At 45.8% G+C, this 17,735-nt stretch carries 13 protein-coding genes; 1 reads left to right on the top strand and 12 read right to left on the bottom strand.

Annotated features, from left to right (window positions below; all coding sequences use genetic code 11):
- Nucleotides 1–67: 67 nt before the first annotated feature.
- The 6 genes from AC5ZC7_RS20860 to AC5ZC7_RS20835 form a co-directional block, all read right to left on the bottom strand.
- Nucleotides 68–2,521 carry a M56 family metallopeptidase gene (locus tag AC5ZC7_RS20860; protein WP_496156957.1) on the bottom strand — a complete coding sequence of 818 codons (2,454 nt, stop codon included), beginning with the start codon at nucleotides 2,519–2,521 and terminating at the stop codon, nucleotides 68–70.
- A 10-nt stretch (nucleotides 2,522–2,531) separates the two neighbouring features.
- The gene (locus tag AC5ZC7_RS20855) at nucleotides 2,532–2,921 is read right to left on the bottom strand and encodes a BlaI/MecI/CopY family transcriptional regulator (RefSeq protein ID WP_496156958.1); all 390 of its coding nucleotides are present in this window, start codon (nucleotides 2,919–2,921) and stop codon (nucleotides 2,532–2,534) included.
- 198 nt (nucleotides 2,922–3,119) lie between these two features.
- A complete protein-coding gene (locus tag AC5ZC7_RS20850) occupies nucleotides 3,120–3,977 on the bottom strand; it encodes a sterol desaturase family protein (RefSeq protein WP_496156959.1) in 858 nt (285 codons plus the stop codon).
- Nucleotides 3,978–4,097: 120 nt separating this feature from the next.
- Nucleotides 4,098–4,964 (bottom strand): DUF4249 family protein, encoded by an 867-nt coding sequence (locus AC5ZC7_RS20845; RefSeq protein ID WP_496156960.1) that lies wholly within the window; start codon nucleotides 4,962–4,964, stop codon nucleotides 4,098–4,100.
- Nucleotides 4,965–4,985: 21 nt separating this feature from the next.
- Complete coding sequence (locus AC5ZC7_RS20840) at nucleotides 4,986–7,367, bottom strand: carboxypeptidase-like regulatory domain-containing protein (RefSeq protein ID WP_496156961.1); 2,382 nt, start codon at nucleotides 7,365–7,367, stop codon at nucleotides 4,986–4,988.
- 192 nt (nucleotides 7,368–7,559) lie between these two features.
- The gene (locus tag AC5ZC7_RS20835) at nucleotides 7,560–7,772 is read right to left on the bottom strand and encodes a hypothetical protein (RefSeq protein ID WP_496156962.1); all 213 of its coding nucleotides are present in this window, start codon (nucleotides 7,770–7,772) and stop codon (nucleotides 7,560–7,562) included.
- Nucleotides 7,773–7,880: 108 nt separating this feature from the next.
- Between AC5ZC7_RS20835 and AC5ZC7_RS20830 the strand changes: the two genes are divergently transcribed.
- A complete protein-coding gene (locus AC5ZC7_RS20830; RefSeq protein ID WP_496156963.1) occupies nucleotides 7,881–8,876 on the top strand; it encodes a helix-turn-helix domain-containing protein in 996 nt (331 codons plus the stop codon).
- Between the two features lie 51 nt (nucleotides 8,877–8,927).
- On the opposite strand, the gene AC5ZC7_RS20825 is transcribed toward AC5ZC7_RS20830, so the two are convergent.
- The 6 genes from AC5ZC7_RS20825 to AC5ZC7_RS20800 form a co-directional block, all read right to left on the bottom strand.
- A complete protein-coding gene (locus tag AC5ZC7_RS20825) occupies nucleotides 8,928–9,557 on the bottom strand; it encodes an NAD(P)H-binding protein (protein WP_496156964.1) in 630 nt (209 codons plus the stop codon).
- Between the two features lie 305 nt (nucleotides 9,558–9,862).
- Complete coding sequence (locus tag AC5ZC7_RS20820; protein WP_496156965.1) at nucleotides 9,863–12,076, bottom strand: sodium-translocating pyrophosphatase; 2,214 nt, start codon at nucleotides 12,074–12,076, stop codon at nucleotides 9,863–9,865.
- Between the two features lie 181 nt (nucleotides 12,077–12,257).
- Nucleotides 12,258–13,775, bottom strand: a complete 1,518-nt coding sequence (locus tag AC5ZC7_RS20815; protein WP_496156966.1) for an NAD(P)H-hydrate dehydratase — start codon at nucleotides 13,773–13,775, stop codon at nucleotides 12,258–12,260.
- A 99-nt stretch (nucleotides 13,776–13,874) separates the two neighbouring features.
- On the bottom strand, nucleotides 13,875–14,408 hold the full coding sequence (locus AC5ZC7_RS20810; RefSeq protein ID WP_496156967.1) for a hypothetical protein: 534 nt from the start codon (nucleotides 14,406–14,408) through the stop codon (nucleotides 13,875–13,877).
- Between the two features lie 90 nt (nucleotides 14,409–14,498).
- Entirely contained in the window at nucleotides 14,499–15,710 is a 1,212-nt protein-coding gene (nhaA, locus tag AC5ZC7_RS20805) for a Na+/H+ antiporter NhaA (RefSeq protein WP_496156968.1), read from the bottom strand.
- A gap of 136 nt (nucleotides 15,711–15,846) precedes the next feature.
- Nucleotides 15,847–17,727 (bottom strand): OstA-like protein, encoded by a 1,881-nt coding sequence (locus tag AC5ZC7_RS20800; RefSeq protein WP_496156969.1) that lies wholly within the window; start codon nucleotides 17,725–17,727, stop codon nucleotides 15,847–15,849.
- Nucleotides 17,728–17,735 lie beyond the last annotated feature (8 nt).

The raw sequence follows: 17,735 nt of genomic DNA, 5'->3' as shown, positions 1-17,735 counted from the left end.
AATAAAAAATACCATTACCGTATGAACGGTAATGGTACGGATCTCATCTGCAATTGGTTTGCAGTAATTAGTTTTCTATAATTGAACTGAAGTTGTTGGTAGCACCTTTGATAGTGATATGATCTCCCTTCAGGTATTTGCTGTATTTGCTGGCAACGTTATCAGGTTGTTTTACACCATTGATAAACAAGCCATTGCTGTTTTTTTCCACGCTATAGCTTTTGTTGGCATCTAACAGGTTGTCAGCAGCCATTTCGTTGATCATTTCCCGGTAGGTCTTATCAACAGTTTTTCTTTGCTCATCTGCCAGTTTCCTGGCTTTATCAGCCACTGCTCTTTGTTCGTCTGCTATTTTCCTGCTCTTGTCTATCTGTGCTCTTTGTTCGTCTGTTATTTTCCGGTCATTGTCAGCATGTGCCCTTTGCTCGTCCGCCAGTTTCTGGTCTCTGTCGGCGCGTGCTCTTTGCTCGTCTGCTCTTTTCCTGTTTCTATCAACGAGCGCTCTTTGTTCATCTGCTTTTTTCCGGTCTTTGTCACTTACAGCTTTTTGCTCGTCTGCTTCTTTGCCGATATCTGCTCTCCCTTGTTTAACTTCTTCCCTTATTTTACCGGCTTCCTGTCTGGCTTTGGCAGCATCTGCGAGGGCAGCAGCTCTTTGTTTGCGCACGTCATCTATATTAGTGCCGGTGTTGGATTGGCTCCTTCCTGTTTTGCTATGTACTTCATTATATTCCTTCTGGAATTTATCTGTTTTCAGGTTGGTATATGCCAGGGTAAGGCTTTTATTGATGGTGGCGAAGTCGATGTTTTTCAAGGCTGCTGCGGCTTCTGCCTGTGCTTTGCTCACCTGGGACCAGTCAACTTTTTTCATGGCTGCAATGCTTTCTTCCTGTGCCTTCCGGGCTTCTTCTGAAATATCCTTCCAGTTGATATTTTTAGTAGCAGCCTGAATATCGGCTTGTATTTTTTTCATATCCACTTCTTTCAACTGTTTCATGGCCAGTTGTATGCTGCGTTGTGCCTCCCGGATTTGCTTGCGGATTTCTTCTTTATCCACATGCACATCGTAATTACCCGACAGGGTGATGGGGGTACTGTCCATCATCTGATTGAAGCTGGAGTTGAAATTGGAATTGAAGTTGGAATTAAATTTAACATCAAAGTTGGAGGCAGGTACTGGCGCCACAGGTGCCATATCGCCGGAGATGTTGCCTTTGAGTGGTGCCAGTGGTGCAGCTGGTGCCGGAGCTGGATTGGGCGTGGGAGCAGCAACCGGGTTAGGAGGAGGTGGTGGAGGTGGAACCGGAATGCCAATATCAGATGGATCTATGGTACTGTCAATGGCGGTGGTTTCTAATTGCTGTTTGAGGTACACCTTCCGGCCGTTGGATGATACTATGATCGCGTTCTGATCTGCTGAGTTGTCGCAGGGTAAAGCATCCTGCTGGTGCTTTTCTGCGATCAGCTTTTCCCCGGCAGCGTTTTCTTTTCCTTTGGCAGGATTAAGCCAGGCAATGGATACGAGGCCGGTGGCGATAATTAATACGGCTAAAAATTTCTGGCTATAATTAAGATGTTTTGTTTTCATTTCCATGATGCGTTTAATGCGGTAAAACAGATGTTGTTTATTATCTGCAGCAGCCATGGTGAGCCTGTTGGCGGTTAGCCGGTACTGTTCGAGCGCTACCAGTGCGTGTGCATATTGGAGCGGTTGTACGGTATTCGCAATTACCAGGTCATCGCAGCAGTGTTCTCTTTCTATACGGATGGTTTTGGAAATCAGCCATACGAAAGGGTTAAAGAAGAGAATAGTTTCAACGATTGATTGGAAGATATTCAGTAGATAATCATTGCGTTTAATATGCGCCAGTTCATGTAACAATACTGCTTCGAGTTGTTCTTCGCTGAGATTGTTGACCATGGCTATTGGCAGCAGGATCAAAGGTTTTAAGAAGCCGAGCATTACGGGAACCTGTACATGGCTGGAGATCAGCAGTTTTACTTTACGGGGAATCTGCAATTGAGCAGCAAGCCGTTCCAGGTGTTTGTCCCATGCCGCGCCCATTGGCTCTGTGAGCGTAGTACGGATTTGTTGTAATTGAAAAAGATCCGAGCATAATTTAATGGTCATGACTGCCATTCCTATTATATAAAGCATTACCAGGAATGGAAAGCACATTTCCAGGTTGGGGAACATCCACATGAGCGGGTCCTGGCCGGGATATACCGGAGGCTGGGAAGCCGCCGCAGGTAAGGATATTACATGGTTTCCGGCAAATACAACGCTTTCCTGTATTTCCTGCAGGCGCTGCATATGCATATACAGTGTAGCCAGGAACCAGGTAAAAATACCAGTCAACGACAGGAGGGAGAGATTATATCGGATTCGTGCACCGGCTAGTGGCCAAAGCTTTAACACTATTCGCAAACAGGCATGAATAAAGAATGCCTGCCACATGGAATGAAGGATCGTCCATCCCAGGGCGCGTACAAAATCGCCCGTAATAGGTAATGAGTTCATGGTACCAGATTTACCTGTTGTTCTTTTGTTGTTTTTCTATTGTAGCTAAATACTGCCGAATCTTCTCCAGTTCTTCCTCTGATGACTGATGATGGCCCAGGGCTTGCATAACCAGCTGTGATGCTGATCCGCCAAAGATGGTATCAATCATTTTATTGACCAGCTGCTCCTGTGTTTTTTGTTGCGAAATGGCTGCTGTATATACATGCGTTTTACTGCTGGTATCGCGATCCAACAGAGCTTTCTCATGCATAATCTGCATTAACTTAAGGGTAGTGGTATAACCAGCATCTTTCGTTTGAGATAAGATATCATGTACCTCACGAACGGTGCTGGGGCCTTTTTCCCAGAGTACACCCAAAATTTCCAATTCACTTTCTGTAGGCCGGATCTGTTTCAAAGTAATGCGTGTTAAAGGGTAATGATTATTGTACGAATATCTTCGTAAACGAATGTACGATAGTTTTCGTAATAACCAAATAGTTTGAATAAATTTTTGTCTTGGAACAGGATTAGACTGATTTGATGATTTTTGATTTTGAATCTTTTATAAGGAATCAGGGAAATCAGTCTAATCCTGTTTCAAGACAAAAAATCGCTATTCCTGCCGCAGCTGCCGGGTGGTTTTCCGGTTACCATCGGCGCTCCAGCCTGGCGCATCGAAAATGTAATGCCATACTTCCCTGGCTGAGCGGGCTGTCCGGACATCTTTCCAGATGTCCACCCATTCATGGGTAGCAATACGGAAAGGGTTATAGCTGTGTATGTTTTTGGTAAGACCATATACCGGGCGCTGTTTTTCTGCTGTGAACGTACCAAACATACGATCCCAGATAATCAGTATACCGGCATGGTTGCGATCCAGGTAATCCAGGTCGGAACCGTGGTGTACCCGGTGATGGGAAGGGGTGTTGAAGATATATTCTATGGGAGCAGGTAGCTTGTTGATAACTTCCGTATGAATCCAGAACTGGTAAATAAGGCTGATGGCCTGCATACTCATTACCATTACCGGGTGAAAGCCCAGTAGCGGCATCCAGAGCCAGAAAGCGAAAGTGCCGGTCAGGTTGCCGGTCCAGTTTTGCCGCAAGGCAGTAGCCAGGTTATATTTTTCGGAAGAATGGTGGATGACATGTGAGGCCCAGAAAAAACGGATAGTATGACTGCTGCGATGGAACCAATAGTAACTGAAATCATCTGCAAAAAAACATAATACCCATGCCCACCAGGTAAAGCCCAAGGTAAACAGCCGGAACTGGTACAGAAAGAGGTAGATACCGAAGATGACAGTTTTGGTAAAAATGCCAATGAATACGTTACCCAGCCCCATCGCGATGCTGCTGAGCGCATCTTTGGGCTCATACATATTCTTATGCTCGATAGTGGTAAACACAATTTCCAGTAAGATGAGCAGTACAAATCCGGGGATGGCATATGTAATCAGGTCAGGAGACATATCGTTGTAACTTTCTGTTATGGAAGTTAACGATTTTTTGCTCCTTTTGATGAAAGGTGGGCATAAAAAAAGTGCAGCGGAGTAGCCCGCTGCACTTTAACTAAAACTAACCTATAATACTTACTTTGGGAAGGTTTTTTCGGCTCTGCTAACTGCAGAAGTACCGAACCAGCCTAATATTCTTATTTGCCCGTTGGTTGTCGTATTTTTTACATTGCTTTTTACGTTCTCCAGCACTTTTGCAAACAGTCCACCTGAAGTCACCTGGTCATTTACCTGTTTCAGGAATTCGAAGTCAGGATTGGTAATAGACCTGATTTTCACGATTACTTTTTCACCTGCCAGGAAAGGCTTGTCATAGTTGGTGATCCCTTCTGTAATGGGTAAAATAAACGATGCACCATCAGAAACACCGGAATCATAAGAACCATCTACAGAGAAGTTATCCTCCAGGCGTTTAAGTGTATCATTTCTGTAAGAACGGATCCAGTAATAATCAACGGCATCTTTGATGTCTTTGGCGTGGAAAGTAGCGTAGTAGCCTTCTTTACCACTCAGGGCTTCCTCTTTTTTCTTGAATTCGTAGGTGATAGAATCAATTTGCGGTACGCGTTTGATAGTATCTAAGGCTTCAAAGGTTTCACCTTTGTACACCACCTTCAATTTGTAGGCATGACCTACTACACCAATTGGTTTGGTGGTAGCATCGTAGCTATACATTTTGTTTTTGAATGCAAATGGATAAGAGGCACCGCTGGTAACATCGTACAACGTGATTTGTGCATCGTCAATTACCGGTGCCGGATTATCATCTGTATAAGGAACAGACATTGTAAACTTGATTGTTTGCGGTCCGGCTTCATCGGTAATCCAGGCATCCAGTACCGGGAAAGAAGTACCTTTCTTGATGTTCAGGTCTACCTTGTCTTCGCAGGCTGTTAACCCAGCTACGGCGGCAAATAATATGAGGAAGAATGATTTTTTCATCTGATCTTGAATTTTGGACAATTAGAACTTAAAGTTGTACGTGATACCTGGGATAATAGAACCGATGATAGACAAGCGGGTGGCTTCACGTTTGGTTGGATCATCGTCATTCTGTTTAAAGTAGATGGTATAAGCATTTCTGCGGCCATACACATTATACAGGGAGATCACCCATTCACCTTTCCAACGTTTGGTTTGTTTGCCTTTTATCGTCATAGATAAATCCAGGCGGTGGTACGATGGTAAGCGGTAGTTATTGCGCTTATCGGTACTGTTGTAAGGAATATCCCAGTCCTGGAACTCCAGCCTGTTATCTGCGAACGTACCAGGTGTGCCGGAAGCAAATACCCAGTTGCCGGAGAGGGAGAGGCGTTTGTTGAGCGTATGTGTTACTACCAGGTTCAGGTTGTGGGTACGGTCGTAGCGATTCAGGAACCATTCATCCAGGCTGATACCAGGCGTTTTCCTTTCTGTGCGGGACAAGGTATAGCTTATCCAACCGGTAGTTTTGCCAATATCCTTTTTCGCATAAAGTTCCAAACCATATGCACGACCCTGGGAAGGCAGTAAATCTGCTTCGATCAATGGGTTCAGCTGCAGGTTGGCGTTATCGATATAATCTAACTGGTTATCTGTTTTCTTGTAAAATACTTCTGCAGAGAACTCATATGCATCATTGGGTGCATTGTAGAAATATCCTGCTGTATATTGGTCCGCTACAATTGGCTTCACGTTATTGGTGCTGGGTGTCCAGATATCCAGTGGGGTAGGAGATGCAGTGTTAGACAACTGGTGCATGAACTGGGTAGTTCTGCTATAGGCCAGTTTTACGGCATGTTCGTCGGAGAAGGCATACCGGGCGCTGATCCTGGGCTCAAAGTAATAATAGCCTTTAATCAGTTCATTGTCGCCATATGTTTTCATGCTCACCAGTCTTTTGCGGATACCTGGGGTGGTGTCTGCATAGAAATAGGCGGTGCTGTTACCGATAAACTGGTAGGAAGACAAGCGGCCACCGTATTGGATACCAAATTGTTTACTTGGTTTCCACTCGTGATCAATATATACGGCTGACTCCAGTGCATGTTGATCATACAATTTTTTCACATTCTTTACATCGCCGCTTTCGCTGGTACCGGTACCTGGTTTGAAAGTATAGTAGATACCCTGTACACCGAAATGCAGGCTATTGGAGGAGTTGATGTAATAAGTGAAAGATGGTTTAAGGCCGTAGTTGATGATGTTGGATGTCCAGTCGTATGCCTGGTCTTCTTCATTCGCCTTTTTCTTGGAAGAGTTGCTGAAATTGAGGTGATAGTCATACTTACTATAGTAAGTAGTCAGGTTCAGGAACAGGCGGTTCGTGAAAACGTGGTTCCAGCGAACCGTGGCGGTGCTGTTACCCCAGTTCATATTTACATCTTTACCAAATCCGAATACGTCTCTTCCAAAGTAGCCGCTTACAAAGAGTGAGTTGTTCTTGTCAAATTTGTAATTGGCCTTCGCGGTGATGTCGTAGAAGTTGAGTTTGGTATCTTTCATATCTCCCTTTACAAAAGGCTTCATCAGCAGATCTATGTAAGATCTTCTGGCGGCCACAATGAAGGAGCCTTTGTCTTTTACAATGGGGGCTTCTACCGACAAGCGGCTGAAGATATTACCAATACCGCCATTAATAGCGAGGTTTTGGTTATTACCATCTTTCATACGAATATCCAGTACAGAGGAGGTACGACCACCATATTCTGCGGGAAATCCACCTTTGATGAGGTTCAGACTTTTCACAGCGTCGGGATTGAATACAGAAAAGAAGCCGAGCATGTGGGTGGAGTTGTATACCGGGGCTTCATCGAGCAGGATGAGGTTTTCATCGCTGTTGCCGCCACGGACGTTGAAACCGGAAGAACCTTCTCCAACGGTATTTACACCGGGGAGTGTCTGAATAGCGCGGAGTACGTCTACCTCACCCATGAAGGTGGGCATTTTTTTCATCTGTGCAATATCCAGTTTGTTGATGCTGGTGTTGAGTGTATTTACGGTCTTTTCCTGTTTCTGACCGTTTACTGTCACCACGTTTAACTGGCTGCTGGTGGCTTCCATGTTAACATCAATAGTGGTGTTTTTTTTCAGATTGACAGTTGTTTTATAGGTACCATAGCCCATATAAGAAAACTGTATTTCGTGTTCACCTGCGGGAAGGGTGAGGGAATAGAATCCGTATTGGTTACTAACAGTTCCGATAGTGGTACCACTTTTACCAATAGAGATGCCTACGAGGCTTTCGCCATTTTGTTTGTCTTTTACGTAGCCGCTTACGGTATATCGTTGCTGCTGTGCGATCGTTGTTTGTCCTGCTAATAGGAGAAGGAGCAGTGACAGCAACAGGGTTGCCTTAGTTTTCATAAAAATTAAGTCCTTTGTTTGCATAAAATCCATGGCTTTTTTCGAGCATGTGCTAATAAGACGTGGCAAAAATATTATACCCCTACGTTAAACAGATTATTTTTTTTATAAATGAAATAAAGCCACTGTAGCGGAGAAGGGCTTATTCTTCGCTACAGCAGCTTTACAGGTAGTACAATTTATTGAATAATGTTATTCGAGAATATCGCAATTAAATCCCAAACGCGTTACAACATCTATTATGGTTTGTTCGGCGAGGGACAGGGGGCTGACTACGCGTAGCACCCTGTCGCAATCCTCCAGGTCTACGCTACAGGCGTTCACGGTAAATTGAGAAGAAATTGCATTGATGACGTTGTTTCTATCCTGAACAGTTGTAATATTGGTACGGAATATTCCCATCATGGCATAATTAATTTATTATTCGGAATATTTTTTATGCAAATTTGCCGTTGTTATCCCATATAGCTGTTACACGAAACGGATAAACACTTATACGAAACGGATTTTTTTATGGGCATAGTTATTACCAATGATGCCAACCATGTACTGTTGAAGGAAAATATGCCTTTTGACTACCGGAAAATCCGGTCCAGGTCTATCGTGGAGGAAACCCAGGAGATGCGGCATGATTTCGGGGCGGCTACCGTACAGGAATATTGCTTTGATGGTATCAGCATGGCCTATTGTGAGGCAGATGTGTTCGAAAATATCCATATTCATACGGAGTTCAGGGAGCCACGGGTGGTGATGATGTTTATGGAGCAAGGGGATGTCAGCACATCGTTAGAGGGTAGGAAAGATTTCAGATTTTCCAGCCTGGAGCATAACCTGATGTTTAGTCCTAATTCAACGGAATCAGCCGATGTAAAGAAGCAGCGGGATATCCAGTTTTTTGGCCTGAGCTTTATGCCTGCGCGTTTTCTGGAGCTCGCAGAAGATAATGGGCGGGTGTTGGGTAACCTGGCCAATGATGTGGCGGGTAACCGGACAACGACGCTTGCGGATAAATTTAATCCCCGGATTACGCCCCGTATGCGGATGGTGATTGAAGAAGCCCGTCAGTGCCGGTTTCAGGGCGGTCTTAAAAAGCTGTTCCTCCAGTCGAAAACCATAGAACTGTTGGCATTGCAATGTGAGCAGATGGAAACGACCCTATTTTCCAGCAAGCCTATAGTGGCGAGGATATCAGCTACTGATGTGGAGAAGTTGTACTATGCGAGGGATTTGCTGTTGCAGCATATGCAGGAGCCGTTAAGCCTGGAGCAGTTGTCAAGAAAGGCCGGGTTGAATGAGTTTAAACTAAAGTCCGGTTTCAAGGCGGTTTTTGATAATACCGTATTTGGTTACCTGAGCGATCGCCGGCTGGAGCTGGCGCGGGAGTTGATTTTGAGCAGTGATCAGAGCCTGGCAGATATTGCTGATAAGGCAGGATATTCCTCTCCGCAACATTTCAGCAATGCTTTCCGTAAGAAATTTGGGGTGAGTCCTTCCAAAATAAGGGAATAAAAAACAGGATCAGCTGTTGGGCCGATCCTGTGTATCATGATATATAATATATTAATAAGCCAGTGTGAAACGTTGTTGGAGATGTTTCGGCTGTTCCAGTTCATCTATCAGTGCCACGGCATAATCTGCTGTAGAAATCCTGCTTTCTCCTTTCTCATCAAATACTACCTGGTCTTTTCCCAAGCGGAATTTGCCGGTACGTGTACCAGGTTCAATCATCATGGCTGGGCTTATTACGGTCCAGTCCAGGTCATTGGTTGCTTTTATTACCTGGAAAGCATCGCGGGTGGCGGAAGCGCCTTCTTTCCATGCTGCCGGGAATTCCGGTGTATCCAGTAATTGTACGCCAGGTGCAACTTCGAGGCTACCGGCGCCACTTACGGCGATCAATCTTTTTATTCCTGCTTTTTTGGTGGCATTGATAATAGCGTGTATGGCTTTCAGGTAAGTAGCGGAGTCGTGTGCGCTATAAGAACTGATAACGGCCTGGTTGCCAGCCAGCAGTGTGGCTAACGCTGCTTCGTCGGTAACATCTCCTTTTTTAACTGTCAGATGTGGGTTCTGCAAAGTTATTTTTTCCGGGTTACGTACAATGGCGGTTACTTCATGACCTCTGTTAAGCGCTTCGCTTAAAATGGCTGATCCTATGAATCCGGAAGCTCCGATGATGGCTACTTTCATGTTGTTAATTTTTTTATGATCATTAATAATACAGCGGGTGAATGCTGATTGTTTTAATTGAAATAAAAATTATGACAGTTTTTGTGTTAAAAAATACAGATATTTAATCTGTAATAATTTTAATTACAGTACAAAGGTAGGAAAGATAGGCAAACCACCAAAAGAATTTTATTTTTTGATATTGGGAGATGGGGAAGTGGGCGGAGGCGCCCTTTTGCCGCGGACAGCGCCAGGGGGAATAGGGGCGGACAAAAAAAATCCCGTTACGCCAGGGCGTAACGGGATTTTCTATTGAAAGAAAGTGATTATTGCTTTTTTATCAGGTAAGCAGTGGCCTTGCTGCTCACGGTTTTAGCCGCCGGCGCCACTTTTTCTGTTTTAGCAGTAGGTGGTACAGGTGGTTGTTTGGTGTGGAACATCTCCGCTAAGGTAGGTGCAATCACTAATGATACAATAGACATCAGTTTGATGAGGATGTTCATAGAAGGACCGGACGTATCTTTAAAAGGATCACCTACAGTATCGCCGGTTACAGAGGCTTTATGTGGCTCAGACTTTTTATAGTAGGTTTCGCCATTAATTTCCACGCCTTTCTCGAAAGATTTTTTAGCGTTATCCCAAGCGCCGCCGGCGTTGTTCTGGAAGATACCCATTAATACGCCACTAACAGTAGCACCGGCGAGGAATCCACCCAGTACTTCCGGACCAGCCAGGAAGCCTATTAATAAAGGAGAAATCAGGGCAATAGCGCCAGGCAGCAACATTTCGCGGATAGAGGCCTGTGTGGAAATAGCCACACATTTATCGTATTCCGGTTTGCCGGTGCCTTCCATAATACCCGGTATTTCGCGGAACTGGCGGCGTACTTCTTCCACCATAGCCATGGCCGCACGTCCTACGGCCGCAATGGCCAGGGAGGAGAATATAAATGGTATCATGCCGCCTACAAATAAGCCGGCAAGTACATTGGCTTTATAGATGTCGATGCCCTGGATACCGGCTACTCCCACAAAGGCAGCAAACAATGCCAGTGCGGTTAAAGCAGCAGATGCAATCGCAAAACCTTTACCAGTTGCGGCGGTGGTGTTACCCACTGCATCCAGGATATCTGTTTTTTCTCTTACTTCTTTAGGCAGTTCGCTCATTTCGGCAATACCGCCGGCGTTATCGGCAATAGGACCAAAAGCGTCAATGGCCAGCTGCATGGCAGTAGTGGCCATCATACCGGCAGCAGCGATCGCAACGCCGTATAAGCCTGCCAGGTGGAAAGATCCGGCGATACCCGCTGCCAGTACCAGTATAGGCAGTGTGGTAGATTCCATGCCCACAGATAAGCCGCCAATGATGTTGGTAGCCGCACCTGTAGCCGATTGACGGATAATAGACTTCACCGGGCGTTTGCCCATGGCGGTATAATATTCTGTGATAATACTGATCAGGGTACCTACAGCCAGACCTACCATGATGGCGCCGAATACCTGTCCGCGGGTAAACTCATGACCACGTAATACCATAGCGCTATCCGGCAGTATCCAGTTTACCAGGAAGTAGGAAACAATCGCGGTTAAAATGATAGAACCCCAGTTACCCATATTCAGTGCTTTCTGTACCACGCCAGTATTTAGTCCTGAGGAATCGCTGATTCTTACAAACAGGGTACCGATCATGGAAAAGATGATACCAGCGCCAGCGATGATCATTGGCAACAGAATAGGAGCGATACCACCAAAGGCATCCTGGGAAACTGTTTCAGAGCCCAGTACCATGGTAGCTAATACCGTAGCTACATATGAACCGAACAAATCGGCGCCCATACCGGCTACGTCACCTACGTTGTCGCCTACGTTATCTGCGATGGTAGCAGGGTTGCGGGGATCATCTTCCGGAATACCGGCTTCTACTTTACCTACCAGGTCAGCGCCCACATCGGCCGCCTTGGTGTAAATACCACCACCCACACGGGCAAATAACGCAATACTTTCCGCGCCCAATGAAAAACCAGTAAGTACCTCAATGGTTTTGATCATTTCGGGGGTATTGGCTGCTGCGCCGAAATATGATTTTAATATGATGAACAAAGACCCGAGTCCAAGTACTGCTAAACCGGCTACACCCATCCCCATTACACTACCACCGGTAAAGGATACCTGCAGTGCTTTGGCAAGACTGGTACGCGCTGCATGTGCTGTACGTACGTTGGCTTTGGTAGCTATCTTCATACCAATGAAACCGGCGACCGCTGAAAATACCGCGCCTAACACGAAAGCCAGGGCAATAGACCAGTGGGAGTTGTCGTGCGTAGCACCCATATATCCCAATAGCAGCGCGGCAATAATAACAAAGTAAATAAGGACTTTATATTCAGCTTTAAGAAATGCCATAGCGCCTTCAGCAATGTGCTGAGCTATCTCTTTCATCTTGTCGTTGCCAGCATCCTGTCGTGTAACCCAGGCGCTCTTGACGGCCGTAAATAACAAAGCCAGTAATCCAAAACATGGTACGAGGTAAACTATATTCATGTAAGCGAAATTTATAAAAACGTGGTTGACAAAAAGAGTTTAGTAATGAATAAATAATAGGATTCCAAAAAAATATTCAAATGAATATAAAACATAAATTAATAATTGCGTAGGTAATAAATAAAATTATTACGCACATGCCCCATGAGTAAGTGTTTGGGACTAAAAAAATAATAAGCCGTCAGATGCCTTCCCGGAATGCCATTCCCAGCCAGTTAATGATATCTGCTGCGGTCATGGCTTCGGGTGAAAGATGGGATGCCGCCAGGTCTCCTGCATAGCCATGGAGCCATACGCCCAGCAATACGGCTGCTTTCGGAGAATAATCCTGCGCCAGCAGGCCGGTTAATATACCGGTCAATACATCTCCGCTGCCCCCCGTAGCCATGCCGGGGTTGCCGGTATTATTAAAATATACTGCGCCATCAGGACAGGCAATGGCGGTATACCGGCCCTTTAAGATAATATAAATCTGTAGTCTTACTGATTGTTTCGATAATAATTCGAGTCGTGCCACATCATTTGCACTGGCCCCAAACAGGCGCTCAAATTCTTTCGGGTGTGGGGTGAGGATACTGCCTGCAGGCACCTTTTCTAACAGGAACGGATATACGGAAAGCAGGTTGAGTGCATCCGCATCTATTACCATTGGGCGTTGCCAGTTATCCAGTAACAGCTCCAGTGCCTTGGCAGTACCGGGTTGGGTACCCAGGCCGGGGCCTATACCGATGGTTTTATAAGTAGCAGTGTGAATGTCGTGGTGAAAATGGGTGTTGTAGTGTGGATCATCATCTGTAATACACATGGCACATGGCTCACTGATCTGCATAATCTGAACCCCACTTTGGGGAACGTGGCAGGTGAGCAGTCCTACGCCGGCGCGTAAACAGGCTTTGGCGCTCAATACTGCGGCGCCCATTTTACCGTAACTGCCGGCAATAAGCAGGGCGTGGCCGTAGGTGCCTTTGTGGGCAAACGGCAGACGGGGCCGGTAAATGGTTTGCATAATATCCCGGTCGGACAGGTGATATCGTGCAGGCGTTTTCGTTATATAGTCGGGATGTAGCCCAATAGGCAGTATGTGTATTTCGCCGGTGCAGGCGGCATTTTCAGGCAGCAGGAAAGCCAGTTTATAAAACTCAAAGCTCAGGGTATGATGTGCTTTGATGACAGTAGCCTCCGGATGGCTTTCATCTGCTATCAGGCCGGAAGGCATGTCTATGGCTACAATGGTATGTTTGGAGTATTGATCATTGATGTGATGTACCAGGCCGGCCACCCATCCTTCGATGGGCCGGCTCATACCGGTGCCGAAAATGGCGTCTACAATAACTGCATCAGTGGGGAGCACCGGGAAGTCGGATACATCTCCTATATCATATATGCTGGCAGGGTATTGCTGTTGCAGTGTTTGTAGCTGTTGCTGCTGATCAGCGCTGGATTTGGAGCTATGTTGTACTATGCCGGCATGCACCGTGTAGCCACGATCGAGCAATAAACGGGCGATGACTAATCCATCTCCCCCATTATTTCCTTTTCCGCAAAAAACAAAAATGGGGTGACGGGGAGAGAAATGATCTTCCAGCCATGCGGCGCACTTGCCCGCGGCTCTTTCCATCAGGAGAACACTGCTGATAGGCTCATGAGCGATCGTGAAGGCATCGGCCTCCCTGATTTGTGCTGCGGAGAAGATTTTCATGCCAATAGTTGAGCATTAAAAATACTTCAAAATAAGGAACATAAAAAAACGGACCATGCTTGCCTCATGATCCGTTTGTAGATGAAGTGGTTGCCCGGTTTAGAAAGTATACCTGGCAGACACACCGCCAATCTCCTCACCCATATAGTTGGTGGGTCCAACAAACTGTACGTAAGGTTTCAGATCGGCACTGATGTTTAAAGGAAATTTCTTGAAAGTATATTCGATACCAATAATCCCATCCAGACCCGGAGACACGTAGGTGCCATTTTTGTAGTTTTTGTCTTCATAACGGCTCCAGTCGTAATCACGACGGTCGTAGAAGCCCAGGTGTGCACCACCGCCGGCATACATGTTCAGTTCCGGCATACCGATATTCCAGTTGTATTCGTACAAGCCGGTAATTGTCAGGTTATTTCTGTGCGAGTGGTTAGTTGTTACCAGGCCTTCAATAGCATGAGGTCCCTGGATAAAATGTTTTACGGTAAAGCCCACTATCCATGGGTTTAAGCGTACACCCAGCGCAGTTGTATAGTTAGAAGGATCGCTGTTGTTGTAACTTTTTTTCTTTTGTGCGTTAGCCTGACTCGCAAGGATGGCAATAAGGCTGAAAAGTAACACTACTTTTTTCATAGATGTGTTGTTTGAAATGATTCTTTTAAAATACACGTTAAGAAACGTTGGCTTTTTTCTCTAAAGTATATATGGACGACGAAAATAAAATCACGGTTGCTTTACAATAACAATGCCAACTGGCTTCAATAAGCGAAGAAAAATAAATCCGGCGATGCCTGCCATCAGGGAGGCAGCGATTACAGAAATGATGGCAATGATCTGTAACTCCCGTTCTGCGTAGGCCAGGGAGGAGATAAATATAGACATGGTAAACCCTATACCGGCAATGAGGCCAACGCCGATTAGCTGTAACCAGCCTGCTTTTGAAGGGAGTGACGCTAATTTTAATTTTACAGCTAGAAAAGAAAGCGAAAAAATTCCCAGTGGTTTACCCAACACAAGGCCTGCTATCACGCCATAACTGATGTTATTCTGCAGCGCGCCTGCGATATCGGCAGGCAACAGTATGGCAGTATTCGCCAATGCGAATATGGGCATGATGACAAAATTTACCGGATCATGTAAATCATGGACCAGGTCGGCAATCTTCTGTTGTGGAATACAAAATGCCAGCAGTACCCCGGCAATGGTGGCATGTACGCCGGAGTTAAAAAGACAGTACCATAATATCAAACCGGGTATATAATAGAAGATCAGTCGTTGTACTTTTAAAAAATTCAGCAACAGTGGAATTAAAAATACACCGCCACCGATGAGCAGATATTTTACATCGAGGTGAGGGGTATAAAAGATAGCAATGGTCAGGATGGCGCCCAGGTCGTCGATGATAGCCAGGGCCATGAGGAATATTTTCAGGCCCACCGGTACCCTTTTACCCAGCAGGGATAGTATACCCAGGGAGAAGGCAATATCCGTAGCCATGGGAATGCCCCAGCCATGGGCATGAGGGGTATTGCTATTAAAAAGGGTAAAGATCAGCGCGGGAAACAACATACCGCCAATGGCTGCCAGTACCGGCAGAATAGATTTCCTGAGGGAAGACAATTCGCCTACGGTGAGTTCCCGTTTTATTTCCATGCCTACCAGGAAGAAGAAGAGCACCATCATGCCATCATTTATCCATAGCAGGTAGGAGTTGGGGAGATGCAGGGCGCGGTATTGGTAATGATGTCCGCCAGCTGGGTCAAAGAGGTTATTCCAGAATCCTATATAATCCGCCTGCACACTTGAATTAGCTAACCCCATGGAGGCAATGGTGCATACGATGAGTACAATACCAACGGCACGGCTGTCTTTCAGGAAGGTGTGAATAGGTGAAAGCAGTGTTTTGCGGATGATGTTAATAGAGTTCCGGATCACGTTTATCAGTTTTAGTGAGATGATAGCAGGGAGCTTAAAATGAAATTGGAATTTGTTCCTGTAAAGTATACCTACCTGGTAGTCAGATAGTTTAAGTTACCGGCCCAAATTCCAATCTCGGGATCAATCCCTATGCTTATTGCATTAACTCGTACTTACTTTTCGGTTGCCGTTTGATATCCCATTTGAAGTTTTCCAGTTGTAACTGGTCCATTGGGCGTTTGGTAAACGGATAGTTGGTACCGTCTACATCTTTAAACAGCGACACTTTATATACTTCTCCTTTCCGGAAGAAGATATCGATAGACGCACATTGGGCTTTGTTAACGCTCATATAGGCGCCGGCGTTATCTTTAATATAGTTGATGGTTTCAGCATTCCCTTCCACGTGCATCCAGTCGAGTGTTTCCTCTTTCACATAGCCGGTGATGGTAGTGCCTTTGATCTGGTTGTACATGCCTGGTCCGGCTTCGTTGATGATGAAGCCATTATTTTTCAGCAGCATTTTATCTGCTGTCTGGTTTTTGGTAAACATCAGGATGGTGTCTCCACTCAGCTGGGTGGTGTTATTAGACCAGATCACCGGGTTGCGGAAGAGGCGGAAAGTGGAATCTTTGGAAGAATAGAATACACTGTCGGCTACTGCTTGCAGGGAATCGGAAAACACCCTGACATTGTTGTAAGCCAATATATATCGTTCTTCGGTAGTGTCTTTAGGAGTAGTAAGGGCTACGCTGTCGGCATGATGTTTAATGCCGGGCAGGGAGTCTTTCATTGCGATATCGCGTTGCGGTGCAATTTTCACATTTTTCACCAGGGCGGTATCGAGTTTCTGCCTGGTTTTGATGAGGGCACTGTCGGCCATAAACATCATCACGTTGCCGGCTACACTTTGTTTTTTGGCAATGGAGTCGCCTTTGGTAACGGGTGATATGGTAGCGGTGAATCTTTCCGGTGGCCGGATGATTTTAAGGCTGCGCAGGTTTTTGGTAGGCCCGTCAGGGATGCGTTTGAGTCCTGCCACGGATGGGATAGACAAGCTGTCGCCTGGCTTGATAACGCCTGAAAACAGGGTATCGGCGGCCATGTACAGGGTATCTTTATTCTTTTCCATGATCAGCAGTGGTTTCTGCGTAGCGAGGATCGTTTTTTCGCGTTGATTGGCGATGCCTCTATTGGCCAGCAGCGACATTTTGCGGGCGGTGTCCCGGTACACCATATTGCCGGTAGCATAGGCCATCCCCGTTACTTTATCCATTTCGATATTATCGGCAGTAATGGTGCTGGTACTATCTTCGATGGTAGGGCGGTTACCGAAATTGCCATAGCCTTTTTCTGTATCATAGTAACCACTGGTAGCATACATGGTGCTTTTGTCGTTGCTGTTGATAGTGGTGGGCGCTATGATGGTGGCTATTTTGGTACCGGTATTATACATTAGTTCGCTGGTACTGAGGGTATATTCCGGATCTACGAGTAATACATTGCGGATGAAGTGCATGTCTTTAGGTTCCGTATAATAGTATCCTTCATCGCTGGTGAGTACACTTTTGCCGTTTACCAGGCGGCCACCTTTTACGTAGGAGCCGATTTTGGCGTTCATATCGTACTGTAATTCGGGGCCGGTGATGGTGACTTTACCATCGGTTAATTTGGCGTTATCCCGTAGCAGGGCGATGCGGGTATTGGCGTCGTAGTTCAGGTAATTACCGTAGATGTGTACACTATCTGCCTGGTTAATATGGATATTCCCATAGGCATCAATGACGTTGGTTTTATTGTTTTTGATGGCACTGTCGCAGTTAAACAGGGTAGATCCCTGTTTGAATACGGCGCTGCCAACGAAGCGGGTCATGCTTACGGAATCGCGTTCATACATGATGAGTGTATCTGCATGAATGATTTCAATAACAGACCCGGTTTTCGGAGCTTGTTTCTCCGGAAACTGGGCGCTGGCCGATAATGCCAGCAGGCATATAACGGCCAGAAAAATCCCTGATTTTATGTATCGATGCATTGATTCTT

This window comes from Chitinophaga sp. 9-1-y, assembly GCF_059511905.2.
Note: the sequence above shows the minus strand (reverse complement) of the source record. Positions and strands in the feature narration are given on the sequence as shown.